The sequence below is a fragment of the Streptomyces sp. NPDC021562 genome (assembly GCF_040640875.1).
GTDB lineage: Bacteria > Actinomycetota > Actinomycetes > Streptomycetales > Streptomycetaceae > Streptomyces.
On record NZ_JBFACN010000021.1, the window covers coordinates 100813 to 126581 of the forward strand.

The window sequence follows — 25769 nt, forward strand, 5'->3', positions numbered from 1 at the left end:
TGACGCAGATCATTGCCGATGCGTCGCCGCACGTCGAACGGTTTTCCGCGCCCCCGGTCCGCCCAACGGACGGCGGCCGTACGGCGATCTCACACGCGCGTCGGCTAGGGTCGCCTGATGCTCGATGCCAACCGCTCTGGCACCGCCACCGCCCCTCCCCGGGCCACCGCCACGGAGCTCGCCGTCGCCGTCGCCGTTCCTCCGCCGGGCTTCACGACCCGCTGCACGAGAGTGCTGTTCTCGCCATGGTCCCGGCTCTCCCTGCTGGTCGCCCTGCTCGCGGCGGGCGGGGCGTCGGTGCTGCTCTTCGAGCCGCAGAAACTCCTCACCCACGGCTGGCCGCCACAGGCCCGGGGCGGCACCGCCCTGGTGATCTTCATCGTGGCGTACGGCCTGGTCACCGTGGCGTTCGTGCCCCGGCCCTTCCTGAACCTCGCGGCCGGCGCGCTCTTCGGCTCGGCCCTGGGCATGGGCGCCGCCATGGCCGGCACGGTCCTCGGCGCGTGGATCTCCTTCGCGCTCGGCCGGATGCTCGGCCAGGACGCCCTGCGTCCGCTGCTGCGCGGTCGCCTGCTGAAGGCGGCGGACAACCAGTTCAGCAGACACGGCTTCCGTTCGATGCTGGCGGTGCGCCTGTTCCCCGGGGTCCCGTTCTGGGCCGCGAACTACGCCGCGGCCGTCTCCCGCATGCGGTACGCCCCGTTCCTGCTGGCAACGGCCCTCGGCTCGGTCCCGAACGTGGCCGCCTACGTGGTGGCGGGCGCCCGCGCCTCCACCCCGACGTCCCCGGTGTTCCTGATCTCGGTGGCGGCCATCGTCGTCCCGGCGCTGGCGGGCGGTGTGGTCGCCTGGCGGAAGCGCCACCACCTGCGCGGCACGCGGTAGGCGGACGGCTTCCGCCGTCCGCGCGAGGTCCGTACCGCTCACTGGGTCCCGTTGGCGGAGGTGCTTCCGGCCGGGGCGACGCCGATGTTGTTGAAAATCGGAATGTTGTTGTTGAAGATGATGACGGGGCCGCCCCCCTGACCGCTCCCACTGCCGCCATCCTGGCGCCCGCTGCCGCCGCAGTGGCCGGAGTGACCGGAGTCGCCGTAGCCGCCGTAGTGGCTGTGGCCGCCGGAGCGGCTGTAGCCGTAGTGACCGCCGCCGCCCGAGTGCGCCGGGGCGGCGAACGCGCTCGTCGGCAGCAGCACCCCGCCGGCGGCCAGGGCGGTCGTCGCGGTGAACATCGCCAGACGTCGGGTACGCGTGCGGGTCATGGGGATTCTCCTTCAACGGGAAATGAGCGAATGAGGGCTTGTGTTTCCATTGGGCCCGGACGGGCGGCCCAGGTCATGCTCCGGAAATTCCGGGCTTGACAGAGCGAGGTGCGGCCGAGAAGATGCCCCGCTCGGCCGCACGACGCCGCTCAGTTGTTGAAGACCGGCACGTTGGTGACCGCGCCCCCGCCGTTGCCGTTGTTGAAAACGGGGACATTGGTGACCGCGCCCCCGCCGTTGCCGTTGTTGAAGACCGGGACATTGGTGACCGCGCCCCCGCCGTTGCCGTTGTTGAAGACCGGGACATTGGTGACCGCGCCCCCGCCGTTCCCGTTGTTGAAGACCGGGACATTGGTGACCGCGCCCCCGCCCCCGCCTCCGTGGTGGTGATGGCTGGGGGCCATGGTCATGGCGCCGGTGTGCGCCGGGGCGGCGAACGCGCTGGTGGGGATCAGTGCCCCGCCCGCGGCCAGCGCGGTCGAAGCGGTCAGGACGGCGATACGGGTGAAACGCGACATGGGAGTGCTCCTTGAGTGAGGCGAGTGGGTGGCCGCCGTTTCCGTGCGACCTCATGCCTCCATTGGGGCATTACCGCCCCTCCCCGGTCACGTGACTCGAATTCGGGACTTGACACCCGGGCCTAACGCACCCCCTCCAGGATCATCGCGTTCGCCAGCCCGCCCGCCTCACACATCGTCTGCAGTCCGAAGCGAGCGCCGCGCTCCCGCATCGCGTGCACCAGCGTCGTGGTCAGCCGGGTCCCGCTCGCCCCCAGCGGATGCCCCAGGGCGATGGCCCCGCCGTGCACGTTCACCTTGGCCAGATCGGCACCGGTCTCCTGCCGCCAGGCGAGCACCACGCTGGAGAAGGCCTCGTTCACCTCGAAGAGGTCGATGTCCCCGAGCCCCAGCCCGGCCCTGCGCAGCACCTTCTCGGTCGCCGGGATCACGCCGGTCAGCATCAGCAGGGGGTCGGAGCCGGTCACGGCGAACGCGTGCAGCCGGGCCAGCGGCCGCAGCCCGAGCCGCTGCGCGGTCTCCCCCGCCATGACGAGCACGGCGGACGCCCCGTCGTTGATCGGACTCGCGTTGCCCGCCGTGACGTTCCACTCGATGGCCGGGAAGCGCTCGGCGAAGGCGGGGTCGTAGTAGGCGGGCTTGAGCCCGGCGAGGACCTCCGCGGTGGTGCCGGGCCGTACGGACTCGTCACGGCCCACCCCCGCCAGCGGCGCCACCTCGGCGTCGAACAGCCCGGCCTCCCACGCGGCCGCCGCCTTCGCGTGCGAGGAGACCGCGAACGCGTCCATCTCGGCGCGCCCGATGGACCACTTGGCGGCGATGAGCTCGGCGCTGATGCCCTGCGGGACCAGCCCCTCCGGGTAGCGCGCGGCGACCCCGGGCCCGAAGGGGTCCTTGCCGGGCGGCACGTTGGACCACATCGGCACCCGGCTCATCGACTCCACGCCGCAGGCCACCACGATGTCGTAGGCGCCGGACATGACACCCTGCGCGGCGAAGTGCACCGCCTGCTGGGAGGACCCGCACTGGCGGTCGACGGTGGTCGCGGGGACCGTCTCCGGGAAGCCCGCCGAGAGGACGGCGTACCGGGTGGTGTTCATGGCCTGCTCGCCGACCTGGTCGACGGTGCCGCCGATCACGTCGTCGATGAGGGCGGGGTCGACCCCCGAACGCTCGACCAGGGTGCGCAGGGTGTGGGCCAGGAGTTCCACAGGGTGGACGTGGGCCAGGGAGCCGTTCGGCTTGCCCTTGCCGACGGGTGTGCGTACGGCTTCGACGATGACTGCGTCACGCATCAGGGAACCTCGATTGCCAGGGCCGATTACCGGTGAGTAGGAGATCCGAACTCACCATAACGCTGAGAGTTGGAAAATCAAACCCTCCCGTGGAGTGCCTCTACACTGGCGTGCATGGCCACCCCCAAGGACCCCCGCCCGTGTTCGATCGCCGACACCCTGGCGCTCGTCGGCGAGAAGTACTCCCTGCTGGTCCTGCGCGAGGTGCTCCTGGGCAACGGCCGCTTCGACCAGCTGGTCCGCAACATCGGCGCCCCGCGCGACATCCTGGCCACCCGGCTGCGCCGCCTGGTCGACGCGGGGATCCTCACCAAGCGCGTCTACAGCGAGCGCCCGCAGCGCTTCGAGTACCGGGCCACACCTGCCGGCCTGGAACTGCACCCCGTCCTGATGACCCTGATGGCCTGGGGCGACCGCCACCTCCACCCGGAGGGCAACCGCCCCATGGTGATCGAGCACAGCTGCGGCAAGGACCTGACCCCGGTCGTCGTCTGCGCGGCCTGCGGCGACCCGGTACGCCACGAGAACCTGACGGCCCACCCGCAGGCCCCGGGGTGGACGGTGGCGGGACCCGCGGCGACCTGAGCCGTTCGCTAACGCACCTGCCGGTACACGTCGAGCCGGCCGCACATGCCGAACCGTCCCTGTTCGCAGGGCTGTTCCGCCTGCACGACGGCATCGGAGAGGTGGCCCGCGTCGCCCCGTGCGAGCCGGTCGAGCTGGTCCCCCGTGGCCGCGGCGGCGGCCTGCGCCCCGCGCCGCCAGCGCTCGCGCCACTCGGCGATCCGGGGCCGTACCAGTGCGGCGGCGGCCCGGTGGAAGGCGGCCAGCGGCTCCGGGCCGGCGGCCGCGCGCAGCGCCCGGTACCCCTCCAGGGCCAGGTCACGGCGGGCGCGGGCGATCCGCTCCCGCTCGGCCTCCGGCGCGTCGGCCGGGACGGTGGTCGCCGCCGCGTAGGTCGCCGGGTCGGTGAGGTACTCCGGCGGCAGCGTCAGCACCGCGTCCCCGGCCTCCGGGAGACCGCTGTTCTGCATCAGGACGGTGATGCGCAGGTCGTCCTCGTTGACGAGGCGGTGGATCGTGCCGGGCGTGAACCAGGCGACCGTGCCGGGCACGAGGGGCGTGACCTCGTACCCGGAGGTGGTGAGCGTCTGGACCGCGCCCCGTCCGCCGGTGACGACGTACGCCTCCGAACAGGCGAGGTGCAGATGGGGAGTTCCGCCGCGCAGCCCGTCGGCCGCGGGCCAGTCGTACACGCACAGCCGGGAGACCGCGACCCCGCCGGGCAGCCCGGTGAAGGTGGTCTCCCCGCCGCTCACCACGGATGCGCCTCCAGGTACTTGGCGATGTCCGAGCGCTCCCAGGCACCGTCGGCGACGACCACCCGGTAGCGGCGCGTCAGGGTGTCGCCGGGGGCCAGTTCGAGTTCGTCGTGGAAGGCCCAGGAAGGGGCGATGCCGGCGAACGGGTCGTTGCGCACGAACCAGTGCGCCGGATGGGCGCCGTCCGCACCCGAGTGGTCGTTCTCCGGGGCGTGTGCGAAGACGACGGTGGCATGGCCGTCGGTGCCGTCGTGCTCCCCGGACAGGGCGAGCCAGGAGGACTGGGAACCCATGAGCCCGGGGCCCTCGCCGTCCGGGCCGATGATCCGGCCGTCCCGGAAGGCCCGCGGGCCGCGCCAGAACAGGCCGGTGTAGCCCGCCTGTTCCCGCCCCGCGGTGGTCGGGCTGCCGAACAGCAGGGGCTCGTCGCGGCGGTTGGTGATCGCGCTGCTCCAGGTGAGCGCCCAGGAGCCGGAGTCGGCGTCGACGTCATGGACCTCGATCCGCCGCCGTTCCTGCGCCCACAGCGTCCCGTCGTGGGGATGCCAGGTCAGCCGCTCCGCGATGACGAGCCGGCCGCCGTCGGACGACAGCTCGTCGAAGCCGACGTGCCGCATCGAGCCGACCCGTTCCGGGAGGGCGAGGTAACCCTGCCCGTGGACGTAGGAGTTGCCGCCCCACAGGTTCGCGCCGGAAAGGTGCGAGGAGGTCAGGGAGAGGCCCTTGTGCCAGCGGTGGTCGTTGGGGCGGTAGTCGGTGACGACGTCCCCGGCGAGGGTGCGCAGCGGGTGCAGGTAGGGCCGCGGGGCCTCCCAGGCCGCCTCGGGCCGGTAGACGTACGCGAAGAGCTGCACCCCGGTCACCGGCTCGGTCACGGTGACCCGGTCACCATGCGTGTGCGTGATCCGCAGCTCGCCGCTCACGCGGACACCTCCTCGTGCTCGACCGGCGCCCAGCCCGGGGCGCCGCCGTGCAGGGCCGTGTAATAAGGATCTCCGGGACGGATCTCGCCCGCACGTACGGTCGTGTCGGTGAACGCCGACTTGTACAGCGCGGTGATCAGCTCCAGGCTGGTGCGTCCGTCGGCGCCGCTGCTGCGCGGCCGCCGTGCCGCGCGCATGCTCGCGACCAGCTCGCGCAGCTGGGCCAGGTGCGAGCTGGGCACGTCGGGGCCGAAGTCCTGCCAGGCCGCCGCCTCCTCGGCCCGGACGCCGGGGGCCGGGGTGATGCGCCAGTTCGCGTTGCTGTGGCCGTACAGGTGGGTCAGCTCGACGGTGGCGCGCTCGCAGTCGATCCGGATGCGGCTGGTCTCGTCGGGACTGAGCACGCTGTTCACCACGGTGGCCAGGGCGCCGTTCGCGAACCGCACCAGCGCGGTGGAGACGTCCTCGGTCTCCACGTCGTGCACCAGCCGCCCGGCCATCCCGCGCACCTCCTGCCAGGGCCCGAGCAGGTCGAGCAGCAGGTCCATCTGGTGGATGCCGTGACCCATCGCCGGGCCGCCGCCCTCGGTCGCCCAGCGGCCCCGCCAGGGCACCGCGTAGTAAGCGGTGTCCCGGTACCAGGTGGTCTGGCAGTGGGCGACCAGCGGGCGGCCCAGCGCCCCCTCGGCCAGCAGCCGGCGCACATGGGTGGAGCCGGAGCCGAACCGGTGCTGGAAGACGATCGAGGCGTACGGCCCCCCGTCGGCCCCCTCCTCCGCCTCCACCGCGTCGAAGTCGGCGAGGGACGGGACGGGCGGCTTCTCGCACCACACCCAGGCACCGGCCCGCAGCGCGGCGACGGTCTGGTCCCGGTGCAGGGTCGGCGGGGTGCCGATGGTGACCAGGTCGGGCCGCTGCTCGGCGAGCATCCGGTCCAGCTCCGTGTAGGCGTGCGGAATGCCCGCGTCGGCACACATCGCCTCGACGGCTCTGGCATCGATGTCGACGGCGGCGACGACCTCGGTCTCGCCCTCCGCCGCCAGCTGCGCGAGCGCGGGCAGGTGCGAACCGCGCCCGATGGCGCCGGCGCCGATGACGGCGGCCCGGATGCGCCGGCCGGCGAAGGGGGCTGGGGGGCGGGGCGAGCGGGGCATGGACGTGATCAGCACTCCTCGGGGCGTGTACCGACGACGGGCGCGAACCTCCGCCCGAGTGCGCCGCACACGCACCCCGATGTGCGGGAGCAAGCGCTTTCTCCTGGGGAAACGTAAGCGGCGGTGCCCTGACCGGTCAACACCCCCGCGTCGGCGTCGCCCCCCGCCCACCTCCCGGCCCCCTGTGTTCTTACTTTCTTACCGGCCCGCTACGCTGCCGTTGCACACGCATGATCACGCGCGCCCCGCGCGCCCGTCCGCCCCTTCCTCACCCCTGGGACGCCGTACCTTCATGTCTTGGTTTGAATCGCTGATCCTCGGACTCGTCCAGGGGCTGACCGAGTTCCTGCCCGTCTCCTCCAGCGCGCATCTGCGACTGACGGCGGCCTTCTCCGGCTGGGAGGACCCGGGTGCGGCCTTCACGGCGATCACCCAGATCGGCACGGAGGCCGCGGTGCTGATCTACTTCCGCAAGGACATCGGACGGATCGTCGCCGCCTGGTTCCGGTCGCTGTTCGACAAGGAGACGCGGCGTGACCACGACGCGCAGATGGGCTGGCTGGTGATCGTCGGCTCGATACCGATCGGGCTGCTGGGTGTGACGCTGAAGGACCAGATCGAGGGGCCGTTCCGCGACCTGCGGATCACGGCGACGATGCTGATCGTCGTGGGCGTCGTCATCGGCGTCGCCGACCGGCTCGCCGCCCGCGACGAGACCGGCGGCAGGCACCGGGCGCCGAAACAGCGCAAGACCCTGGAGGACCTCGGGGTCAAGGACGGCCTGATCTTCGGCCTCTGCCAGGCCTGTGCCCTGATCCCCGGCGTCTCCCGCTCCGGAGCCACCATCAGCGGCGGCCTGTTCATGGGCTACCGGCGGGAGGCGGCGGCCCGGTACTCCTTCCTGCTCGCCATCCCCGCGGTACTGGCCTCCGGCGTCTTCGAGGTGAAGGACTCGGTGGGCGGGGGCGAGGTGGCCTGGGGGCCGACCCTGTTCGCGACGGCGATCGCGTTCGCGTCCGGGTACGCGGTGATCGCGTGGTTCATGAAGTGGATCTCCAACAAGAGCTTCATGCCGTTCGTCTGGTACCGCATCGCCCTGGGCGTCGTCATCATCGCCCTGGTCTCGGCGGACGTCCTCAGCCCACACGCGGCGGAATCGGCGAGCTGAGACGGGGGCGGCCGCCGGGCAGGCGCGGCTCTCGTCAGGCGGCGGCCGGGGTGCCCTGGTGGTAGTACAGCCGCCAGCCCGTCGCGGTGAGCCGCCACACGGAGCTGCGCCAGACGCGCCGCCCCTGGTTGTCGCCGAAGTACCGCAGCAGCACGACGCCCGGGGCCAGGACCGTCCCCGACATGTCGGTGACCTCGACCGGCGAGCCGGGGGACACCGATCCGCCGCTGGTCACCGTCAGAATGGAGGTGGCGTCCCAGCGCCGGCCGGACGCCCCCACCTCGGTGAACTCCGGGTCGAGCAGCTCCAGGACGTGGGCCGGATCGGCCCGCACCGCCGGGTCGAGCAGTCGTAGCTCCCCGTCGATCGCCGCCCGCACCGCCCGCTCGTCCTCGTCCGTCATACCCGGAGCCTAGGGCGTGTTGCGCCGCCCGGGCCGAGCGGGTTTCCCGCCCCGTCAGCCCACCTTGAGCAGGAGTTCGGTGAGTTCGGCGGGCATGGTGATCATGCAGTCGTGGCCGGTGTGGAGTTCCCACACCGGCCGGCCCGCCGGGACCGGGCGGCGGACGATGCCCGGCGGTACGGCGCCGACGCAATGGACGTGGGTGCGGGGGACCCGGTGCCCGGCCGGGTTGTCCAGCCGCACCGGCTGCTGGAAGCAGCGCACCGGCATGTCGGACAGCATCGCACGCAGCCAGGCCAGGTCCGCCGCCTCGGTGACCCCGAACAGACCGTACGGCGGCGGCAGTTCGGGCAGCGGCGGGACGCGCCAGCCGCTGTCGGACGCCAGCGCGCGGTCGATCATGCCCCGGGTCGCCGGCTGGATGTCGGCAGCGGTCTCGCCGTGCTCCGGGACCATCGCGTCGAGATGGACGAGGTGACCGATCCGCTCCGGGATCCGGTCGACGACGGACGAGACGACCAGCCCCGCGTAACTGTGTCCCACCAGTACGACATCGGTGAGCCCCTCGTCCTCGATCAGCCCGACGACGTCGTCGACGTGGGTGTCCAGGCCGACGTGGGGACCCAGCAGCCCCGCCTTGTCCCCGAGGCCGGTCAGCGAGGGCGCGTACACCCGGTGTCCGGCCGCCGTCAGCAACGGCACCACCCGCTCCCAGCACTCCCCGCCGTGCCAGGCACCGTGCACCAGCAGATACGTCGCCATGTCGTCCTCCTCGGACCGTTCCCTCGGCTGTCACCCGGCACGCTTCCGGCACGGCGCCGGCCGAGGCAGAGCCCCGGCGATCCTGGGGGTGGCAGGACCAGGCACGGGCGGGGCGGCCCGCCTTACGGTGAGGGGATGACCGACGAACCGAACCTGCTGGGCGCGTATGTGCGGGCCCGGCGCGAGCTGGTCACGCCCGAGCAGGTCGGCATCCCCGTGCTCGGCGTGCGGCGGGTGCCCGGACTGCGCCGCGAGGAGGTCGCGATGCTGGCCGGCATCAGCGCCGACTACTACCTGCGCCTGGAGCAGGGCCGCGACCGCAATCCCTCCGCCCAGGTCCTGGAGTCCCTCGCCCGGGTGCTGCGGCTCGACGAGGAGGCCACGGCGTACCTGCTCGGTCTCGGTTCCGCGGCGCCCCGCCGGCGTCGGCGCCGGGCCCGGAAGGAGACCGTGCCGCCCGGCATCGTGCAGCTCGTCGCCGCCCTCCCGCTCCCCGCGTACGTGGAGGGCCGCCGGTTCGACGTGCTGGCCGTCAACGCCCTCGCGACCGCCCTGTCGCCCCGCCTCACGGTCGGCGCCAACCGGCTCCGGGACACCTTCCTCGACCCCGCCGAACAAGCCCTGCACCCGGACTGGGAGAACGCCGGGGCCGGCATGGTCGCCGGATTCCGCCGGTCCGTCGGCGCCGACGTCGACGACCTCGGCGTGATCGAACTCGTCGGCGAACTGTCCCTGGCCAGCCCGCGGTTCAGCCGGCTCTGGGCCCGCCACGACGTGGCCGGCTGCGAGGGCGCGGCCAAGCACCTCGACCACCCGCAGGTCGGGCGCCTCCGGCTGAACCGGGAACGGCTGGGTGTCGCGGGCGCGGCGGGCCAGACGCTCGTCGTCCACCATCCGGAACCGGGCAGCGACAGCGCGGAGAAACTCGCACTCCTCGCCGCCACCCTCCAGGCGACGTGACCCGCCGTCACGAACGCCGTCGACCCGGTGCGGGATCGGGGTCGCCACCGCGCTCGCGACGGCACGGCGACACGCCGAAGGCGCGTCTCCGTCCCGCGCACGGTGTGGCGGCTCATCTCGGCCAACCCTCGGCACCCGCCCGTTCCCTGCGGTCCGGTGCGGGCGTACCGGCTCCGGCGAGGGCAAAGTGCCGCCCCAGGGATCACGGCCGGTCCACGGTGCGCCCATCCGCCGGGCACATGCCGAGGCCCGGCCGCCGGTACGCCGTGCCGCCCGTGACCAACCCCATACGGTCCTCGTAGCCGTCCGGTAGCGCACGGTCAGGTCCTGCCCCTACGCTGTTGCTCATGTCCCCCGATTCCCGAACCCCTGGTTCCGTGCGGTCTGCTGCCGAGGTCAACGAGCACATCCGGGCGCTGTGGCTGCGTGCGCGTGGATCGTTGTCGGCGCAGGAGCGGTCGGAGTACGAGCTGCTGGTGGTCGAGTGGGCCGCGGCGATCCGCGGGCAGATCATCGAGGCGGCCTGAGGGCCGGCGCTCACCGCCCGCCGGCCACCCGCAGGACCGTGCCGGTCGTGTAGGAGGCCTCCGGCGACAGCAGCCAGGCGATGGCGGCGGCGATCTCCTCCGGCAGCCCCACCCGTCCCAACGGCACGCCGGCGCCGATCCGCCGGGCCCGGTCGGGGTCGCCCATCGCCGCGTGCATCTCGGTGTCGACGGCGCCGGGCGCGACGGCGTTGACCCGCACCCCGTCCGGGCCGAGTTCCTTGGCGAGGCCCACCGTCAGGGCGTCGACGGCCGCCTTCGTCGCCGCATAGTGGACGAACTCGCCGGGGCTGCCGAGGGTGGCGGCCCCGGAGGACACGTTCACGATCGCCCCACTGCCCCGCCGGGCCATCTCCCGGGCCGCCCGCCGCGCACACAGCAGCGTCCCCAGCAGGTTGACCTCGACGACCCTGCGCAGATCCGCGGTACCGGCATCCGCCAGCCGCCCCAACGGCCCCGTCACACCGGCGTTGTTGACCAGCCCGGTGACGGCCCCCAGCTCCCGCTCCGCGGTGTCGAACAGCCGCTCCACATCCGCCTCCACCGCCGTGTCCACCTGTACGACGGCGCAGCGCGCCCCGGCCTTCGCCACCCCCTCGGCGACCGTCGCGGCGGCGTCCGCGTCCCGTACGTAGCCGATCACGACATCGTGCCCGTCCGCCGCGAGCCGCAGACAGGTCGCGGCACCGATACCGCGGCTGCCACCGGTGACCACCGTGACGGGACGTGCCATACGAGCCTCCTCAGAACGATCAGGCAGCGATCCTACGACCCGCGGTCGTACCGGCACGAACGGCACGGAATATCGCTCCCGCCCCTTGGCTGGGTGCGGTCCGTGCCCAACACTGAGCCGATGACGCAGCGCGTGGAGCTCGCGACCGTGATGGACCGGCTGGCCGTGGACGAGGTGGTCACCGCGTACGCGGTCGCCGTCGACGACGGCGACTGGGCGGCGTACCTGGCCCTGTTCACCGCGGACGGGCGGGCCGACTACCGCTCCGCCGGAGGGATCGAGGGGGGCGCGGGACAGGTCGCCGGGTGGCTCTCGGAGAATTTGGCCCTCTTCTCGATGCGGCAGCATCTGATCGTCAACCGCCGGGTGCGCTTCGGGACCCTGGAGCACGACACCGGTGACACCGCCCAGGTCCAGGCCGACTACGTGAACCCGATGCGGTTCGCCGGTGGCGACGGTGGCGAAGGGGCGGCCACCGCCCCGGACTTCGTGTGCGGCGGCCGCTATTCCTTCGCGTTCCTGCGCACCGGCGAGGGCTGGCGGCTGCGGACGGTGGTCGTCGAGGAACGGTGGCGCGCCCTGCCCGGCCCGCGCCCGGCGGCCGTGCCCGGCTGAGCCCGCGTCCATGCCCCCTGTCGGAGCTCCCGGCCGGTCCCGCACACTGGAAGGACCCGCAGGCTGGAGGCGACGCATGAGGACCGTAGAACGCTGGCTCACCTCCCCGTGGCGGCGTTCCTGTGTCGGAGCGTTCGCGGGCGCGCTGCCCGTGCTGGCCTTTCCGGCACCGTCGTTGTGGTGGTTCGCCTATGTCGCGCTGGTCCCGTGGCTGCTGCTGGCCCGCTCGGCGCCGACCGGGCGGCGCGCGGCGTACGACGGCTGGTGCGGGGGCTTCGGGTTCATGGTGGCCGTGCACCACTGGCTGCTGCCGAGTCTGCACGTCTTCATCTTCCTGATCGCCGGGCTGCTGAGCGTGTTCTGGGCACCCTGGGGCTGGCTGACGCGCCGGCTGCTGGGTGGGGTGCCGTCGCCGGGGCGGGCGGCGGCAGCGGTGCTGGTGCTGCCGTCGGGCTGGCTGATGGTGGAGCTGGTGCGGTCCTGGCAGGGGCTGGGCGGGCCGTGGGGCATGCTCGGCGCGACCCAGTGGCAGGTGTCCCCGGCGCTGCGGCTGGCCTCCGTGGGCGGGGTGTGGCTGCTGAGCTTCCTGGTGGTGGCCGTGAACGTGGCCGTCGCCGTGCTCGTCTCGGTACGCGAGGCCCGGGTGCCGGCGGTCGCCTCGCTGGTGGCCACGGCCGCCGCGACGTCCGCCGCCTGGGTGTGGTCACCGCGCCCCGACGTCGACGGACACGTGCGGATCGCCGTCGTCCAGCCCGGCATCGTCGACGGCTCCGACAGTGGCGACCGGCGCTTCGACCGAGAGGAGCAGTTGACGCGGCAGCTGGCGGGGCAGCACCCCGACCTGATCGTGTGGGGCGAGAGCAGCGTCGGCTTCGACCTCGGCGACCGGCCCGACCTCGCGCGCCGGATCGCCGCCCTGTCCCGGCTGACCGGTGCCGACATCCTGGTCAACGTCGACGCCCGGCGCTCGGACCGGCCCGGCATCTACAAGAGTTCCCTCCTGGTGGGCGCCGACGGGCCGACCGGCGAGCGGTACGACAAGATGCGGCTGGTGCCTTTCGGGGAGTACATACCGGCCCGCTCGCTGCTCGGCTGGGCCACCTCGGTGGGCAAGGCGGCCGGTGAGGACCGGCGGCGCGGTACCGAGCAGGTGGTGATGAACGTCGGCCACGGGCTGCGCGTCGGCCCGATGGTCTGCTTCGAGACGGCGTTCCCCGACATGAGCCGGCATCTCGCGCAGGACGGCGCCGAGGTGCTGATAGGCCAGTCCTCGACCTCCTCGTTCCAGCAGAGCTGGGCCCCCGGGCAGCACGCCTCACTGGGCGCCCTGCGAGCCGCCGAGACCGGCCGGACGATGGTCCACGCCACGCTCACCGGGGTGTCCGCCGTGTACGGCCCGGACGGTGCGCGCCTGGGCCCGTGGCTGGGCACGGACGCGAGCGAGGCCCGGGTCTACCAGGTGCCGGTCGCGCACGGTGTCACCCCGTTCGTGCGGTTCGGCGACTGGGCGGTGGACGGTGCGCTGCTGGTGCTCGCCGGGTTCTGCCTGAGCGAGGGGGTGCGGGCGGTCAGGCTGCGCCGGGGTGCCGCCGAACCTCTCGTACCACCCGCTCGCACAGTTCGTGAGTCGCCAGTGCGTCCCGGGCGCTGAGCACCTTCCCGGCCCGGACGGCGTCGAGGAAGGCGAACACGGCCTGTTCGATGCCGCGCTGACGGGAGACCGGCACCCAGTCGCCGCGCCGCCGGACCGAGGGCTGCCCCTTGTGGTCGATCACCTCGGCGAGGTTGAGGACCTGGCGTTTGGTGTCCTGCCCGGAGACCTCGAGGATCTCCTCCGCCGAGCCGCTGAGCCGGTTCATCACGCCGAGGGCGGTGAAGCCGTCCCCGGACAGCTGCAGGACCACGTGGTGGAGCAGTCCGTCGGCGACCCGGGCGCGGACGGTGACGTCGTCGACCGGCCCGGGGGCGAGGAAGCGCAGGGTGTCGACGACGTGGATGAAGTCGTCGAGGATCATCGTGCGGGGTTCCTCGGGCAGCCCGACCCGGTTCTTCTGCATCAGGATCAGCTCGCGGGGGTGGTCGGCGCACTGCACGTAGCCGGGGGCGTGGCGCCGGTTGAAGCCGACGAACAGCGACACGTCCCGCTCCTCGGCGAGCGTCACCAGCCGCTCGGAGTCGGCGAACCGGTACGCCAGCGGCTTGTCGACGTACGTCGGTACGCCCGCCTCCAGGAGCCGGGTGACGATCTCGGGGTGGGCGCCCGTCGGCGCGTGCACGAAGGCGGCGTCCAGGTCCTGGGCGAGGAGGTCGTCCAGGGTCGCGTGCCGCCGGGCGGCCGGCAGGTGGAGGGTGTCGGCGACCCGGTCGAGGGTGGCGGGGGAGCGGGTCTGGAGGTGCAGTTCGAGCCCCGGGCGCGTGCCCAGCACCGGCAGGTACGCCTTCTGCGCGATGTCACCGAGTCCGATGCAGCCGACCTTCACTGACGCTCCTCCGGCGTGTGCCCGCGCGGATGCCCACGCATGTCTGTGCGGAAGCATACGGGCCGATAATCCGTGGTGGGACCGGGCGGACTCGGAGAGGATGCCGGGATGACGACCGAACGCCGTTTGCCCGAGACCGACGCCGACGAACGCACCATGCTGGAGGGCTGGCTGGAGTTCCACCGGAAGACCCTCGCGGTGAAGTGCGAGGGCCTGACCGACGCCCAGCTCAGGACCGCCTCGGTGGAGCCGTCCCCGCTGTCCCTGATGGGGCTGGTACGGCACATGGCGGACGTGGAGCGGTCCTGGTACCGCAGGGTGCTCGCGGGGGCGGAGGCTCCGCCGTTGTACTGGAGCGACGAGGATCCCGACGGGGAGTTCCACCTCACCGAAGGGGACACCTGGCAGGAGGCGTACGCGGCCTGGCAGGCCGAGATCGAGGCCGCCCGGGCCGTCGCGGCCGACTTCGGCCTCGACGATCTCTCCAAGGGCCGCCACCGCCGTACCGGCAAGTACATCAGCCTGCGCTGGATCCACACCCACATGATCGAGGAGTACGCCCGGCACAACGGTCACGCCGACCTGATCCGGGAGCGGATCGACGGCGCGACCGGCGACTGACGTCAGCCTCGCGGCCACCCGTCCCCCGTACGGGGCACGAGATCACCCGTGCGGGGCACCGGACGCCCGTCGGCGGTGTCAACTCCCGCTCCGAGCCAGCAGAGTTGCCCGCGTGCATCGAACGACGACGACCGCAGCGCTCCTGGTCACCGTGACCGTCTCGGCCCTGTCCGGCTGTGTGACGGTGCAGCGTCCGGCCGCGCCCGGTCCGCCACCGGGTACGGCGCCCTCGCTGCCGTCGGTGCCCCGCCCGGACGGCAGCACCGAGCCGAAGGTGGTGCAGGCCCCGGCCAAGGAGGCGTTGGAGCTGGTCGGCCCGCGCCGGACCCGCGACCGTCCCCCGTCCGCGGCCCCGCACGACGCCCCGTCCCCTCCCGCCGAGCCCCACCACCGGACGCCGCTCCCGCACGCGGCCGCCGAGCATCCTCGCTCCCCCTCGGCGCCGCGTCCGCACCGGACGCGGAGTCCACATGTCGACATCCCGGACGTCACCCGGTCCGCGCCGAAGGCCCCGGACGTGTGCGCCCTCGGCAAGCAGTACGGCGGCTGGCGCGCGGACAGCCCGCAGGCCAGGATCTGCGAACAGACGTACGGGCACTGAGACCCGCCCCGACCGGCCCCCGCGGCGGCCTGCGTCCCTAGCTCGGGCGTTGCCGCGGGGGTGCCCAGGAGGAGTCGGCGTCCGGGCCGTCGTCGCCGAGGCGCAGTTCCAGGCGGCTGATGGCGGCCCGGACGCCGTCGCCGTAACCGTCGTCGGCGAGAGCGGCGGCCGCGCCGCGGGCCCGGCGCAGGTGGGTGCGGGCGGCCTCGGTGCGGCCGAGCTTGACGTAGTCGGCGGCGAGGTTGAGATGCAGGGACGGGTAGAAACCGCGCACCTCGGCTGCTTCGGCCCGCTCCTTCCCGGCGTCCCCCTCGCTCGCTCCCCTCACCTCCCGCGCCTCCCTCGCCTCGTCCGCCGCGGACAGCGCCCGCAGGTCCCAGGCGAGTTCGTCGGCGGGGTCGTCCTGGGTGTCGGCCAGGTAGTGGGCGAGGGTGCAGCGGTGCAGCGGGTCGCCGTGTTCGCCGATCTCCGCCCACAGGTCGAGCAGGCGTCCGCGGGCCTCCTCACGGTCACCGGCGTGGTGCAGCATCACGACCTGCCCGATCCGCGTGAGTACGGCATCCGGTGCCGTCTGCTCCTGTCGGTCCGTCACGGCGCCCTCCGCACTCCTCGACCGTCTCTCCCGACGCTAACCGCCCCCGGCGGCTTCCCCGGGCTCATCGGCACCCGGCCCGCCGTGTCCCCACCGAGTGCCGGACGGTCGCCTCCGGCCCGCCCCGTCAGCCCAGGTTCGGGATCCGCCAGTCGATCGGCTCGTGCCCCTGTGCCGCGACCGCCTCGTTGATCTGGGTGAACGGACGGGAGCCGAAGAACTTCTTCGCGGACAGCGGGGACGGGTGGGCGCCCTGGATCACGACGTGCCGGCTCTCGTCGATCAGCCGGAGCTTCTTCTGGGCGTAGCCTCCCCAGAGGACGAAGACCGCCGGGTCGGGCCGGTCGGCGACCGCGCGGATCACCGCGTCCGTGAACTTCTCCCAGCCCTTGTTCTTGTGCGAGTTGGCCTCACCGGCGCGGACCGTGAGCACCGCGTTGAGCAGCAGCACGCCCTGCCGGGCCCACGGCATCAGGTAGCCGTTGTCCGGGACCTCCAGGCCCAGCTCCTCCTTCATCTCCTTGTAGATGTTCCGCAGCGACGGCGGAGTCCGCACGCCGGGGCGGACGGAGAAGCACAGGCCGTGGCCCTGGCCCTCGCCGTGATACGGGTCCTGGCCGAGGATCAGTACCTTGACCTGGTCGTACGGCGTCGCGTCCAGCGCGGCGAAGACCTCCTCACGGGGCGGGTAGACGGGACCGTTCGCCCGCTCCTCCTCGACGAACTCGGTCAGCTCCTTGAAATAGGGCTGCTGCAGCTCGTCACCCAGAACCCCGCGCCAGGACTCGGGCAGCATGGCGATGTCGGTCACGTCAACGTCCTCACGAATTGCGGTCACTTGCGGTTCCTGCCGATGCCAAAGAACCTACAGCCGACCACTGACAACCCGTGCCGCCGGCCGGTTCACCAGCTGGTCTTGCGGTGCAGCTCCCACATCATCATGATCGTCGACGGGTCGAGCGCCTGTTCACCGCCGGAGATGTCGTCGCTCGCCGCGACGTACTGGCGGCCCTGCCACAGCGGGATCAGCCGGGCGTCGTTGACCAGGATCTGCTGGGCCTGCTGGAAGTCCTTGACGACCGCCGCCCGGTCGCTCTCGCCCCGCGAGTCGGGCAGCAGCCTGCCGGTGATCACCGGTGACGGGTACGGCGTGCCGAGGGCGTTCTGCTCGCCGACGAAGGGCGCGATGAAGTTGTCGGCGTCGGGGAAGTCCGGGAACCAGCCGCGTCCGAACACCGGGTACTCGCCCTTCTCGTAACCGACGACATAGGTCTTCCAGGGCCGGCTCCTGAGGGTGATGGTGAACAGGCCGGAGTCGTCCAGCTGCTGCTTGAGCTCCTGGAACATCCGGGCGGTCTCGGAGCCGTAGCGGTCGGTGGTGTACCAGAGGGTGAGCGGGACCTTCCGGGTGATGCCGGCGTCGGCGAGGATCTTGTGGGCCTTGGAGGTGCTGGGGTCGCCGTAGTCGTCGAAGAAGCCGGTGGTGTGGCCGGTCAGACCGGCCGGGACCATGGAGTACAGCGGGTCGACGGTGTCCTTGTAGACGGTGTGGGCGATCGCGGCGCGGTCCACGAGCTGGGCGACGGCCTTGCGCACGGCCGGGATCTTGGCCCACGGGTCCTTGGGGTTGAAGACCAGGTAGCTGATGTCGGTGCCGGCGCCGTCGACCAGTTGCAGGTCGGTGGAGGTGTGCGCCTCCAGGGCGACGATGTCCGAGGCGGCGAGACCGCGGTAGGTGACGTCGATGTCCCCGGAGCGCAGGGCCTTGACCATGCTGGCGGAGTCCTGGAAGTAGCGGATGGTCACCGCGTCGTTCTGCCGGTCCGCGAAGCCCTGGTAGTTGTCGTTGCGGACCAGCTCGGCCCGCTTCTGGTCCTCGTACGACTTGAGGGTGTACGGCCCGGAACCGTGTACCGAGTCGTCCTTGCGCAGGGAGTGCGCGGGGTAGTCGTCGGGGTCGACGATGGACATGGCGGGGGTGGCGAGCACGAACGGGAAGGTGGCGTCGGGCTTGCCGAGGTGGAAGACCACCTCCCGGTCGCCGACCGTCTGCACCCGGTCGAGGCTGCCGAGCAGTCCGGCCGGACCGCTGGGCGCGTTGATGGACCGGATCCTGTCGATCGAGTACTTGACCGCGGCCGCGTCGAGGCGGTCGCCGTCGGCGAACTTCATGCCCGGGCGCAGTTCACAGCGGTAGGTGCGGTTGCCGGAGTCCGTGAAACCGCAGCTGCGGGCGGCGTCGGGCTGCGGGGTGGTGGCACCGTCGGGGTAGGCGAGCAGCGTCTGGTAGATGTTCCGGAACAGCTCCCAGGAGCCGTCCCACGATCCGGCCGGGTCGAGCGTGCTGGGAGCGCTGGTCGTACCGACGACGATCGGCCCGCTGCCGGCCGCGCTGCTGCCGGCGAAGACGCCGCACCCGGCCACCAGGGACATGGACGCGACCGCGGCGGCTCTTCGCAGGCCTCTGTTCCGGTTGAACACGCGCACGCTCCTCGATCCGCCGTACCAGGGGTCGGCGGCAGACCATACCGCAGCGTTGCGCGCCGTGAACCACCCCGGAAACAAGGGCGTTGATCGAATGTGCTATGACGACGTTGTCAGTTCGCCGTGCGGATGTCGCACAGCCGCCCGGGCGTCGCTTCCGTCGCTCCTGTGGCGAAATGTCTGTGACGAAGACGACGCCCGGGCGGACCGGACGGGCTGAGGCGCGGTCAGGCGACGCCGGCGTTGAGGAAGATGCCGCCGTCGACGACGAGCGTCTGGCCGGTGATCCAGTCGGACTGCTCCGAGGTGAGGAACGCGGCGGCGCCGCCGATGTCGGCGGGCACGCCGAGCCGCCCCAGCGGGTAGCCCGCGGCGGCCTCCGCCTCCCGCCCCTCGTACAGGGCCTGCGCGAACTTGGTCTTGACGACGGCGGGGGCGATCGCGTTGACCCGCACGCCCGGCGCGAACTCGTGCGCCAGCTGCTGGGTCAGGTTGATCATCGCGGCCTTGCTGATGCCGTAGGCCCCGATGAACGGCGAGGCCGAGAGCCCGGCGACGGAGGCGATGTTGACGATGGCGCCGCCGTTGTCCTTCTGCCAGGCGTGCCAGGTCTTCTGGGCGAAGCCGAGGGCCGAGACCACGTTGGTCTCGAACACCTTGCGGGCGACGTCCAGGTCGACGTCGGCGATCGGGCCGAACACCGGGTTGGTGCCGGCGTTGTTGACCAGGTAGTCGACGCGGCCGAAGGCCTCCATGGCGCGCTCGACGACCTCGCTCTGGTGGGCGACGTCGTGGGCCTTGCCCGCGATGCCGATGACCCGCTCGGCACCGAGGCTCTCGACGGCCTCCTTGAGGGCGTCCTCGTTGCGTCCGGTGATGGCGACGCGGTCGCCGCGGGCGAGCAGCGCCTCGGCGATGCCGTAACCGATGCCACGGCTGGCGCCGGTGACGACGGCGACCTTGCCGGACAGCTCGGGCAGTTCAGTCATGTCCGTGATCCTCAGATCCTCAGTAGTCCCGGGTGGCCTCGGTGCGCCGGCCCTAGTCGAGCGGTCCGCCGGCCACGTACAGGACCTGGCCGGAGACGAAGCCGGCCGCCTCGTTCGTGAAGAACGCGATGGCGTTGGCGATGTCCTCGGGCTCGCCGACGCGCTGCACCGGGATCTGGGTGGCGGCGGCGGCCTTGAACTCCTCGAAGCCCATCTTCACGCGGTCGGCGGTGGCCTTGGTCATCTCGGTGGCGATGAAGCCGGGGGCGACGGCGTTGGCGGTGATGCCGAACTTGCCGAGCTCGATGGCGAGGGTCTTGGTGAAGCCCTGCAGACCGGCCTTGGCCGCGGAGTAGTTGGCCTGGCCGCGGTTGCCGAGCGCCGAGGAGGAGGACAGGTTGACGATCCGGCCCCAGCCCGCCTCGACCATGTGCTGCTGGACGGCCTTGGCCATCAGGAAGGAGCCGCGCAGGTGCACGTTCAGGACGGTGTCCCAGTCGGACGCGGACATCTTGAACAGCAGGTTGTCGCGGAGTACGCCGGCGTTGTTGACCAGGATGGTCGGGGCGCCCAGCTCCTCGACGACCCGCGCGATCGCCGCGGCGACCTGGGCCTCGTCGGAGACGTCGGCGCCGACCGCGACCGCCCTGCCGCCGGCCGCGGTGATCTTCTCTACGGTGTCCTTGCAGGCGGCCTCGTCGAGGTCGATCACGGCGACCGCCCGACCCTCGGCGGCCAGTCGTACGGCGGTGGCGGCGCCGATCCCGCGTGCGGCACCGGTGACGACGGCCACCCGCTGCTCAGTGCTGGACATTGCTGTTTCTCCTCGCCCTTGAGAGAACCTGGTCGGTGAGCGACCGCTTAGTACCTTCGACAGACGTGACGCTAGAAGCCCTGGCACGCGGTGTCAACGTCACACCGCGCGGTGTGATCCATTACCTCACCAGGAGGTCCAGCAACCGTTGCGTCTCGGCGGCGGCGTCGAGGGTGAGACCGGTGTGCACCGGTCCGGGCTGCACGACCGTCGACCGGGGGGCGACGAGCCAGCGGAAGCGGCGCCCGGGGTCGTCACCGGCCGCGTGTCCCGCCGCGTCGCCGCCCGCGCAGACCCCTTCCACGGCCCCGAGCGCGGCCCGTACCCCGGCGACGTCCGCCTCGGGGTCCAGGGCCAGCAGCCGGGCCTCGTCGAGGTGGGTGCGGGCACCGACGTAGGCCTTGGCCCGGCAGTACACGATCACGCCCGCGTTGATGCACTCGCCGCGCTCCACCCGGGGCACGACCCGCAGCAGGGCGTACTCGAAGACGTCCCGGTCGCCGCCCTGGCCGGCCCGGGTGATGTGGCGCTCGGCCACATGTCCGGCCATGTGGATGTGGGTCTCGCTCACGTGGTCCCCTCGATGCCGGTGATGCGCTCATGGATGACGGCGGCGCGGGCGAGCAGCGGCCGGGCGTAGGTGCGCCGCAGGTCGTCGGGCGTGTCGAAGCCGGGCTCGCCGGCCAGCCAGACGTCCGGGAGCTCGGCGGTGACCTCGGCGAGCAGGTCCTCGGTGACCAGCCGCGCCAGGTCGGCGGCGGCCGCCCGGACGTCGGGCGCGAAGCCGCTCAGCGCGTGGTCGGCGGCGTCGTACGGGCGGGCTGCGGAGGCCTCCGCGGATTGCCAGTTGTGCTGCCAGATCATGGTGGCGCCGTGGTCGATGAGCCACAGGTCGCCGCGGTGCACCAGCAGGTTGGGGTTGCGCCAGGAGCGGTCGACGTTGTTGACCAGCGCGTCGAACCAGACGATCCGCCCGGCCTCCTCGGCGCTCACGGAGAAGGCGAGCGGGTCGAAGCCGAGGGCGCCGGAGAGGAAGTCCATGCCGAGGTTGCTGCCGCCGCTGGCCCGCAGCAGGTCCTGCACCTGCTGCTCGGGTTCGCCGAGCCCCAGCACCGGGTCGAGTTCGACGGTGACCAGCCGGGGCATCCGGAACCCGAGCCGGCGGGCGAGTTCCCCGCAGACGACCTCGGCGACCAGCGTCTTGCGTCCCTGACCGGCGCCGGTGAACTTCGTGACGTAGGTCCCGAAGTCGTCGCCCTCGACGAGCCCCGGCAGCGAGCCGCCCTCGCGCAGGGGGGTGATGTAGCGGGTCGCGGTGACCGCTTTCAGCATTTTCCCAGGCCACCCGTCTCGTTCACCGTGCGATCCACGACCGGTTCCCGGAAGTGGGTGAGCAGCATAGTAACCAAGGGTGATCGCGCGCGGAAAAGCCGTCAGAGGGTGAGCAGTTCCTCGTGGAACCCGCCGAAGCCCCGCTCCCGGTCGACCAGGTGGATCTCCAGGATCCAGTGGCAGGCACGGCCCGCCCGGTCGGTGCGGCGCAGGGGGGTGTCGTTGCCGGGGGTGATGTACGACTCGACGTCCGCGCCGTCGATCTTCTCGTGCGGGAACTCCCCGACCAGGTGTCCGGCGTGCCAGCCGCCCAGTTCCCAGCCGGCCTCGCGGGCGAGCCGCGCGACCTCGGCGTGCAGCGCGGCACCGGTGATGCGGGGGTCGGCCTCGAAGGAGCGTCGGCCGGCCGCGAACACCTCGGGCAGGGCGGCCCGCAGCCGCCGCTTGACCGGGTCGTCGCCGAGGACGAAGGTACGGCCGAAGTCCGCCTCGTACTCCTCGAAGATCGGCCCGAAGTCGGCGAAGACGATGTCGTCGGCGCCGATCACCCGGTCCGGCGGGTTCTCCTTGTACGGCAGCAGGGTGTTCGGGCCGGAGCGCACGATCCGCTTGTGCCAGTGCCGGGTGGTGCCGAACATCTCGTTCGCCAGATCACGGACCCGGTCGCTCACCGCCCGCTCCCGCTCCCCGGCGGCGACGAGGCCGCGCTCCTCGATCTCCGCGAACAGCAGGGCGGCCTTGGCCTGGGCGTCGAGCAGGCGCGCGGCACGGGTGGGTTCGTCATCAGCCATGGCCCGAACCTAACCAGCCACGACACCTGCGGCAACGGGATTCGGGAGCCGCCGTGGAACCGCTAACTTGTGGAGCCACAGCCGTCACACGTCATGACACATCATCTTTTTCCCCATCTGCGAGGTGGCCCTCCATGAGCCTGAGCATCCGCAACCAGATCCCCGGCACCGTGGTCGCGGTCACCGCCGGTGAGGTGATGGCGACCGTGAAGGTGCGTCTCGACGGCGGTCAGGACCTCACCGCCGCGGTCACCCTGGAGGCGGTCGAGGACCTGCGGCTCACCGCGGGCTCGGCGGTGCGCGCCCTGGTCAAGTCCACCGAGGTCGCGCTGGCCACCGGCCCGGTCGCGGGGGTGTCCATCCGCAACCAGCTGCCCGGCACGGTCCGGGACGTCGCCACCGGCGGGGCGATGGCCACGGTCAAGGTCGCCGTCGACGGCGGCCCCGACCTCACCGCCGCGATCACCAAGGACGCGGTCACCGACCTCGGCCTGACCTCCGGCGCCCGGGTGGTGGCGCTGGTCAAGTCGACCGAGGTGGCCCTGGCGACCGCCTGACAGGGAACCGACAGCGCCCTTTCACCGCAGGCTCATGTCGAGGTGGTCACTATCGGGATGCCGTCTGAACAGGTGGTGCCGGAAGACCGTACCCCTGGACGGATCAACGAGAAGCTCCGCGGAAGGGAACCCCTCACATGACCAGCGCACCGCTCAACCCCTCAGCCGCACCGGGCCGCCGCACCGTCATGGCGGCGGCCGGAGCGGCGGGGCTCGCCGCCGCGCTGACCGCCTGCGGTTCGTCGGACGACAACTCGGGGTCGACCACCACGAACAACACGGGCGCCGGCGCCACCAACCAGAACAGCAACGGCACGGGCGGTTCGACCGGCACGCCCACCGCGGCGGCCGGCGGCACCGCGCTCGCCAAGACCTCGGACATCCCCGAGGGCGGCGGCACGATCTACAAGGACCAGGCCGTGGTCGTCACCCAGCCGACGTCCGGCGCCTACAAGGCGTTCTCCACGAAGTGCCCGCACGCGGGCTGCGCGGTGAGCAGCGTGGCCGACGGCGAGATCATCTGCCCCTGTCACGGCAGCAAGTTCGCCATCGCGGACGGCAGCGTGAAGCACGGTCCGGCGACGACCGGCCTCACCCCGGCGAAGATCACGGTCGCCGGCGACCAGATCTCGCTGGCCTGACGCTCAGGCCCGCCGGCGCGGGCACCTGAGGCAGCCGAGCACCTCGTCCGTGGTCGCGATGGTGGCGACCAGCGCGAGGGTGTTGCGGATCATCGCGCGGGTGTAGTCGGAGGGCACCCCCGCGATGGCGTCGGCCGGTACGACGGCCGTGTAGCCCAGGTTCACCGCGTCGAACACGGCATTGGGCACGGCCACGTTGGCCGAGACACCGGTGACGACCAGGGTGCGGCAGCCGAGGTTGCGCAGCAGCGGGTCGACGCCGGTGCCCTGGATCGGCGACAGGCCGTGCAGCCGTCGTACGACGAGGTCCTCCTCCGAGACCTCGACGGGGGGCGCGACGCGTACCGCCGCCGTGCCGGACAGTTGCTGGACGGGCAGCCGCCCGGCGGCCCGGAACAGCCGCGCGTTGCGGTTCGCTCCCCGGCCGTCGGGGCGGCGTTCGGCGATCGCGTGGATCACCTGGACGCCGGCGTCGCGCGCCGCGGCGACCAGCCGGGCGACGTTGGCCAGTGCCCCCGACGCGCGGGCCTCCTGGGCGAGTTCGGGCAGGGCGCCGTCCGGGCCGACCACGCCCTGCTGGCACTCGACGGTGAGCACCACGGTGCTCGTGGGCTCGAGGAGTTCCGCGAGACGTTCGTACGACGACGGCATGACGCCCCCTTCCGCCTTGGTGCGGGGCGGGTGACACTAACCGCCATCGCGCGGGAACGGAAGAAGAGAAGAGGGGCCGCATGACCGTCACTCAGCGCCGGGGCCGCAAGATCATGATGACGCCCGGAGAGCTGGACGAATTCCTCACCACGCAGCGCACCTGCCGGGTCGCGACCGTCTCGGCGTCCGGCGCGCCGCACGTGAGCGCGCTGTGGTTCGCGTGGGACGGCACGTCGCTGTGGCTGTACTCGGTGGTGCGCAGCCAGCGCTGGAAGGACCTGACGCGCGACCCGCGGGTGGCCGTCGTGGTCGACTCTGGTGAGGAGTACGACAGTCTGCGCGGTGTCGAGCTGAGAGGGTCCGTCGAGTTCGTGGGCGAGGTCCCGCGCACCGGCGAGCTGGTCGCCGAACTCGACTACGTGGAGACCCTGTTCGCCCGCAAGAACTTCGGTCTTGACGAGATGCCGCACGACGGCAGGCACGCCTGGGCCCGGCTGACCCCGACGAAGACCGCCTCCTGGGACTTCCGCAAGCTCGGCTCCGCGTAGGCTCCGCGCAGGGCGGCCGGGAGAGCGCGGCCGGTTCAGGAGATCGTCTCGGCCGCGCCCCTCAGGGCCTGTACCGCCGCCCGGATCGACGGGCGGCGGTCGGCGTCCGCCCGCCAGACGACGTACACATGGCGGCGCACCCGCTGCTTGAGCGGCACCGTCACGATGCCCTCGGGCACCGGGTGCCGGCCGAGCAGCGGGGCGATGCAGACTCCCAGCCCGGCGGCCACCAGGTTGAGTTGGGTGTGCGTCTCGGCGGCGCGGTGTCCGACGATCGGTTCGACTCCGCGCGAGCGCAGCGTGAACATCAGCCACTCGTGGCAGAACTCGCCCTCGCCCCAGGTGATCCACTCGTCCTCGGCGAACTCCCCCAGGTCCACCTCGTCCCGGCCGGCGAGCCGGTGGCCGACCGGGAGGGCCACGTCGGCGGGGTCGTCGAGCAGGGGCGCCTTGACCAGGCCGTCGGGCAGCGGCATCGGCTTGTTGTACCAGTCCAGCACGACGGCCAGGTCGAGGTCGCCGCGGACCACCCCGGCGATACCGCTCTCCGGTTCCAGTTCGCTGGAGCGGACGCGCAGCGCCGGGTGCCGGGTGCGCAGGGCCGCCAGCGCGGCCGGGAAGAGCCCCCGGGCGGCCGTCGGGAACGCCGACAGCCTGAGTTCGCCGACGACCTGGCCGCGGTGCGCCTCCAGGTCGGACTGGGCGAGCTCCACCTGGGAGAGGATGCGGCCCGCGTGCTCGGCGAGCAGCCGGCCGGCGTCGGTGAGCCGGACGCCCCGGCCGTTCCTGGCGAGGAGCTGCTGGTCCACCTCGCGCTCCAGCTTGCCCAGCTGCTGCGAGACCGCCGACGTCGTGACGTGCAGGGCCTCGGCGGCGCCGCTGACCGAGCCGTGCCGGGCGAGGGCGTCGAGGGTGCGCAGGCGCTCCAGGTTCAACATGTAAGCGATTCTAAGAGATACCGAGCTCGAAATCTCGATTGTGCTACGACGTCGACTCCAGCATGGTGGACGT

At 72.2% G+C, this 25769-nt stretch carries 32 protein-coding genes; 12 read left to right on the forward strand and 20 right to left on the reverse strand.

Features of this window, described 5'->3' with window-relative positions; all coding sequences use genetic code 11:
* The first annotated feature begins 117 nt into the window (after nucleotides 1-117).
* Complete coding sequence (locus AB0G52_RS29270; protein ID WP_132887775.1) at nucleotides 118-885, forward strand: TVP38/TMEM64 family protein; 768 nt, start codon at nucleotides 118-120, stop codon at nucleotides 883-885.
* A 38-nt stretch (nucleotides 886-923) separates the two neighbouring features.
* Here AB0G52_RS29270 and AB0G52_RS29275 read toward each other — a convergent pair whose 3' ends face one another.
* The 3 genes from AB0G52_RS29275 to AB0G52_RS29285 form a co-directional block, all read right to left on the reverse strand.
* On the reverse strand, nucleotides 924-1259 hold the full coding sequence (locus AB0G52_RS29275; RefSeq protein WP_361340216.1) for a hypothetical protein: 336 nt from the start codon (nucleotides 1257-1259) through the stop codon (nucleotides 924-926).
* A 149-nt stretch (nucleotides 1260-1408) separates the two neighbouring features.
* A complete protein-coding gene (locus AB0G52_RS29280; RefSeq protein ID WP_361340219.1) occupies nucleotides 1409-1777 on the reverse strand; it encodes a hypothetical protein in 369 nt (122 codons plus the stop codon).
* Nucleotides 1778-1899: 122 nt separating this feature from the next.
* Complete coding sequence (locus AB0G52_RS29285; RefSeq protein WP_361340222.1) at nucleotides 1900-3072, reverse strand: thiolase family protein; 1173 nt, start codon at nucleotides 3070-3072, stop codon at nucleotides 1900-1902.
* A gap of 114 nt (nucleotides 3073-3186) precedes the next feature.
* Between AB0G52_RS29285 and AB0G52_RS29290 the strand changes: the two genes are divergently transcribed.
* Entirely contained in the window at nucleotides 3187-3657 is a 471-nt protein-coding gene (locus tag AB0G52_RS29290; protein ID WP_132887771.1) for a helix-turn-helix domain-containing protein, read from the forward strand.
* 8 nt (nucleotides 3658-3665) lie between these two features.
* On the opposite strand, the gene AB0G52_RS29295 is transcribed toward AB0G52_RS29290, so the two are convergent.
* The 3 genes from AB0G52_RS29295 to AB0G52_RS29305 are packed head-to-tail and all read right to left on the reverse strand — an operon-like array spanning nucleotide 3666 to nucleotide 6471.
* Nucleotides 3666-4394 (reverse strand): cupin, encoded by a 729-nt coding sequence (locus tag AB0G52_RS29295; protein ID WP_132887770.1) that lies wholly within the window; start codon nucleotides 4392-4394, stop codon nucleotides 3666-3668.
* Nucleotides 4388-5317: a PmoA family protein gene (locus AB0G52_RS29300; protein ID WP_132887769.1), complete on the reverse strand. Its 930-nt coding sequence runs from the start codon at nucleotides 5315-5317 to the stop codon at nucleotides 4388-4390. Before AB0G52_RS29300 ends, AB0G52_RS29295 begins: the two co-directional genes overlap by 7 nt.
* Nucleotides 5314-6471 carry a Gfo/Idh/MocA family oxidoreductase gene (locus tag AB0G52_RS29305; protein ID WP_132887768.1) on the reverse strand — a complete coding sequence of 386 codons (1158 nt, stop codon included), beginning with the start codon at nucleotides 6469-6471 and terminating at the stop codon, nucleotides 5314-5316. Before AB0G52_RS29305 ends, AB0G52_RS29300 begins: the two co-directional genes overlap by 4 nt.
* Nucleotides 6472-6763: 292 nt before the next feature.
* Between AB0G52_RS29305 and AB0G52_RS29310 the strand changes: the two genes are divergently transcribed.
* Entirely contained in the window at nucleotides 6764-7639 is an 876-nt protein-coding gene (locus AB0G52_RS29310; protein WP_132887767.1) for an undecaprenyl-diphosphate phosphatase, read from the forward strand.
* 34 nt (nucleotides 7640-7673) lie between these two features.
* Here the strand turns inward: AB0G52_RS29310 and AB0G52_RS29315 are convergent, their stop codons facing one another.
* Together AB0G52_RS29315 and AB0G52_RS29320 are read right to left on the reverse strand one after the other, a co-directional pair.
* Nucleotides 7674-8042 (reverse strand): DUF4440 domain-containing protein, encoded by a 369-nt coding sequence (locus AB0G52_RS29315; protein WP_361340228.1) that lies wholly within the window; start codon nucleotides 8040-8042, stop codon nucleotides 7674-7676.
* A 54-nt stretch (nucleotides 8043-8096) separates the two neighbouring features.
* On the reverse strand, nucleotides 8097-8804 hold the full coding sequence (locus AB0G52_RS29320; RefSeq protein ID WP_132887765.1) for an alpha/beta fold hydrolase: 708 nt from the start codon (nucleotides 8802-8804) through the stop codon (nucleotides 8097-8099).
* Nucleotides 8805-8939: 135 nt separating this feature from the next.
* Here AB0G52_RS29320 and AB0G52_RS29325 point away from each other — a divergent pair, with 135 nt between their 5' ends.
* Together AB0G52_RS29325 and AB0G52_RS29330 are read left to right on the forward strand one after the other, a co-directional pair.
* The gene (locus AB0G52_RS29325; protein ID WP_361340231.1) at nucleotides 8940-9764 is read left to right on the forward strand and encodes a helix-turn-helix transcriptional regulator; all 825 of its coding nucleotides are present in this window, start codon (nucleotides 8940-8942) and stop codon (nucleotides 9762-9764) included.
* A 347-nt stretch (nucleotides 9765-10111) separates the two neighbouring features.
* Entirely contained in the window at nucleotides 10112-10291 is a 180-nt protein-coding gene (locus AB0G52_RS29330; protein WP_132887763.1) for a hypothetical protein, read from the forward strand.
* A 10-nt stretch (nucleotides 10292-10301) separates the two neighbouring features.
* On the opposite strand, the gene AB0G52_RS29335 is transcribed toward AB0G52_RS29330, so the two are convergent.
* Entirely contained in the window at nucleotides 10302-11042 is a 741-nt protein-coding gene (locus AB0G52_RS29335; protein ID WP_132887762.1) for an SDR family oxidoreductase, read from the reverse strand.
* A 120-nt stretch (nucleotides 11043-11162) separates the two neighbouring features.
* On the opposite strand from AB0G52_RS29335, the gene AB0G52_RS29340 reads away from it, so the two are divergent.
* On the forward strand, nucleotides 11163-11657 hold the full coding sequence (locus tag AB0G52_RS29340) for a nuclear transport factor 2 family protein (protein WP_132887761.1): 495 nt from the start codon (nucleotides 11163-11165) through the stop codon (nucleotides 11655-11657).
* A 76-nt stretch (nucleotides 11658-11733) separates the two neighbouring features.
* Nucleotides 11734-13308 (forward strand): apolipoprotein N-acyltransferase, encoded by a 1575-nt coding sequence (lnt, locus tag AB0G52_RS29345; protein WP_361340235.1) that lies wholly within the window; start codon nucleotides 11734-11736, stop codon nucleotides 13306-13308.
* On the opposite strand, the gene AB0G52_RS29350 is transcribed toward lnt, so the two are convergent.
* A complete protein-coding gene (locus AB0G52_RS29350; RefSeq protein ID WP_361340238.1) occupies nucleotides 13226-14137 on the reverse strand; it encodes a Gfo/Idh/MocA family oxidoreductase in 912 nt (303 codons plus the stop codon). The genes lnt and AB0G52_RS29350 overlap by 83 nt on opposite strands.
* A 108-nt stretch (nucleotides 14138-14245) precedes the next feature.
* Between AB0G52_RS29350 and AB0G52_RS29355 the strand changes: the two genes are divergently transcribed.
* Entirely contained in the window at nucleotides 14246-14758 is a 513-nt protein-coding gene (locus AB0G52_RS29355; RefSeq protein WP_361340241.1) for a DinB family protein, read from the forward strand.
* A 112-nt stretch (nucleotides 14759-14870) separates the two neighbouring features.
* Entirely contained in the window at nucleotides 14871-15359 is a 489-nt protein-coding gene (locus tag AB0G52_RS29360) for a hypothetical protein (protein ID WP_132887757.1), read from the forward strand.
* 37 nt (nucleotides 15360-15396) lie between these two features.
* Here AB0G52_RS29360 and AB0G52_RS29365 read toward each other — a convergent pair whose 3' ends face one another.
* The 8 genes from AB0G52_RS29365 to AB0G52_RS29400 form a co-directional block, all read right to left on the reverse strand.
* The gene (locus AB0G52_RS29365; protein ID WP_132887756.1) at nucleotides 15397-15951 is read right to left on the reverse strand and encodes a hypothetical protein; all 555 of its coding nucleotides are present in this window, start codon (nucleotides 15949-15951) and stop codon (nucleotides 15397-15399) included.
* Nucleotides 15952-16078: 127 nt separating this feature from the next.
* Entirely contained in the window at nucleotides 16079-16762 is a 684-nt protein-coding gene (gene ung, locus AB0G52_RS29370; protein ID WP_132887755.1) for a uracil-DNA glycosylase, read from the reverse strand.
* 92 nt (nucleotides 16763-16854) lie between these two features.
* Entirely contained in the window at nucleotides 16855-18432 is a 1578-nt protein-coding gene (locus tag AB0G52_RS29375; RefSeq protein ID WP_132887754.1) for an ABC transporter substrate-binding protein, read from the reverse strand.
* A 230-nt stretch (nucleotides 18433-18662) separates the two neighbouring features.
* A complete protein-coding gene (locus AB0G52_RS29380; RefSeq protein ID WP_361340245.1) occupies nucleotides 18663-19424 on the reverse strand; it encodes an SDR family oxidoreductase in 762 nt (253 codons plus the stop codon).
* Nucleotides 19425-19476: 52 nt separating this feature from the next.
* Nucleotides 19477-20238 carry a 3-oxoacyl-ACP reductase FabG gene (gene fabG, locus AB0G52_RS29385; protein WP_361340248.1) on the reverse strand — a complete coding sequence of 254 codons (762 nt, stop codon included), beginning with the start codon at nucleotides 20236-20238 and terminating at the stop codon, nucleotides 19477-19479.
* Between the two features lie 121 nt (nucleotides 20239-20359).
* A complete protein-coding gene (locus AB0G52_RS29390; RefSeq protein ID WP_361340322.1) occupies nucleotides 20360-20788 on the reverse strand; it encodes a DUF3037 domain-containing protein in 429 nt (142 codons plus the stop codon).
* Nucleotides 20789-20805: 17 nt separating this feature from the next.
* Entirely contained in the window at nucleotides 20806-21570 is a 765-nt protein-coding gene (locus AB0G52_RS29395) for a HipA family kinase (protein WP_361340251.1), read from the reverse strand.
* A gap of 101 nt (nucleotides 21571-21671) precedes the next feature.
* Nucleotides 21672-22361, reverse strand: a complete 690-nt coding sequence (locus AB0G52_RS29400; RefSeq protein WP_361340254.1) for a M24 family metallopeptidase — start codon at nucleotides 22359-22361, stop codon at nucleotides 21672-21674.
* A 134-nt stretch (nucleotides 22362-22495) separates the two neighbouring features.
* Here AB0G52_RS29400 and AB0G52_RS29405 point away from each other — a divergent pair, with 134 nt between their 5' ends.
* Together AB0G52_RS29405 and AB0G52_RS29410 are read left to right on the forward strand one after the other, a co-directional pair.
* Nucleotides 22496-22918: a TOBE domain-containing protein gene (locus AB0G52_RS29405; RefSeq protein ID WP_361340257.1), complete on the forward strand. Its 423-nt coding sequence runs from the start codon at nucleotides 22496-22498 to the stop codon at nucleotides 22916-22918.
* A gap of 137 nt (nucleotides 22919-23055) precedes the next feature.
* On the forward strand, nucleotides 23056-23559 hold the full coding sequence (locus tag AB0G52_RS29410) for a Rieske (2Fe-2S) protein (protein ID WP_132887748.1): 504 nt from the start codon (nucleotides 23056-23058) through the stop codon (nucleotides 23557-23559).
* A gap of 3 nt (nucleotides 23560-23562) precedes the next feature.
* On the opposite strand, the gene AB0G52_RS29415 is transcribed toward AB0G52_RS29410, so the two are convergent.
* Nucleotides 23563-24210, reverse strand: a complete 648-nt coding sequence (locus AB0G52_RS29415) for a cysteine hydrolase (RefSeq protein WP_361340261.1) — start codon at nucleotides 24208-24210, stop codon at nucleotides 23563-23565.
* A gap of 80 nt (nucleotides 24211-24290) precedes the next feature.
* On the opposite strand from AB0G52_RS29415, the gene AB0G52_RS29420 reads away from it, so the two are divergent.
* Entirely contained in the window at nucleotides 24291-24758 is a 468-nt protein-coding gene (locus tag AB0G52_RS29420) for a pyridoxamine 5'-phosphate oxidase family protein (RefSeq protein WP_132887746.1), read from the forward strand.
* Nucleotides 24759-24793: 35 nt separating this feature from the next.
* Here the strand turns inward: AB0G52_RS29420 and AB0G52_RS29425 are convergent, their stop codons facing one another.
* On the reverse strand, nucleotides 24794-25696 hold the full coding sequence (locus AB0G52_RS29425; RefSeq protein WP_132887745.1) for a LysR family transcriptional regulator: 903 nt from the start codon (nucleotides 25694-25696) through the stop codon (nucleotides 24794-24796).
* Between the last annotated feature and the right edge of the window lie 73 nt (nucleotides 25697-25769).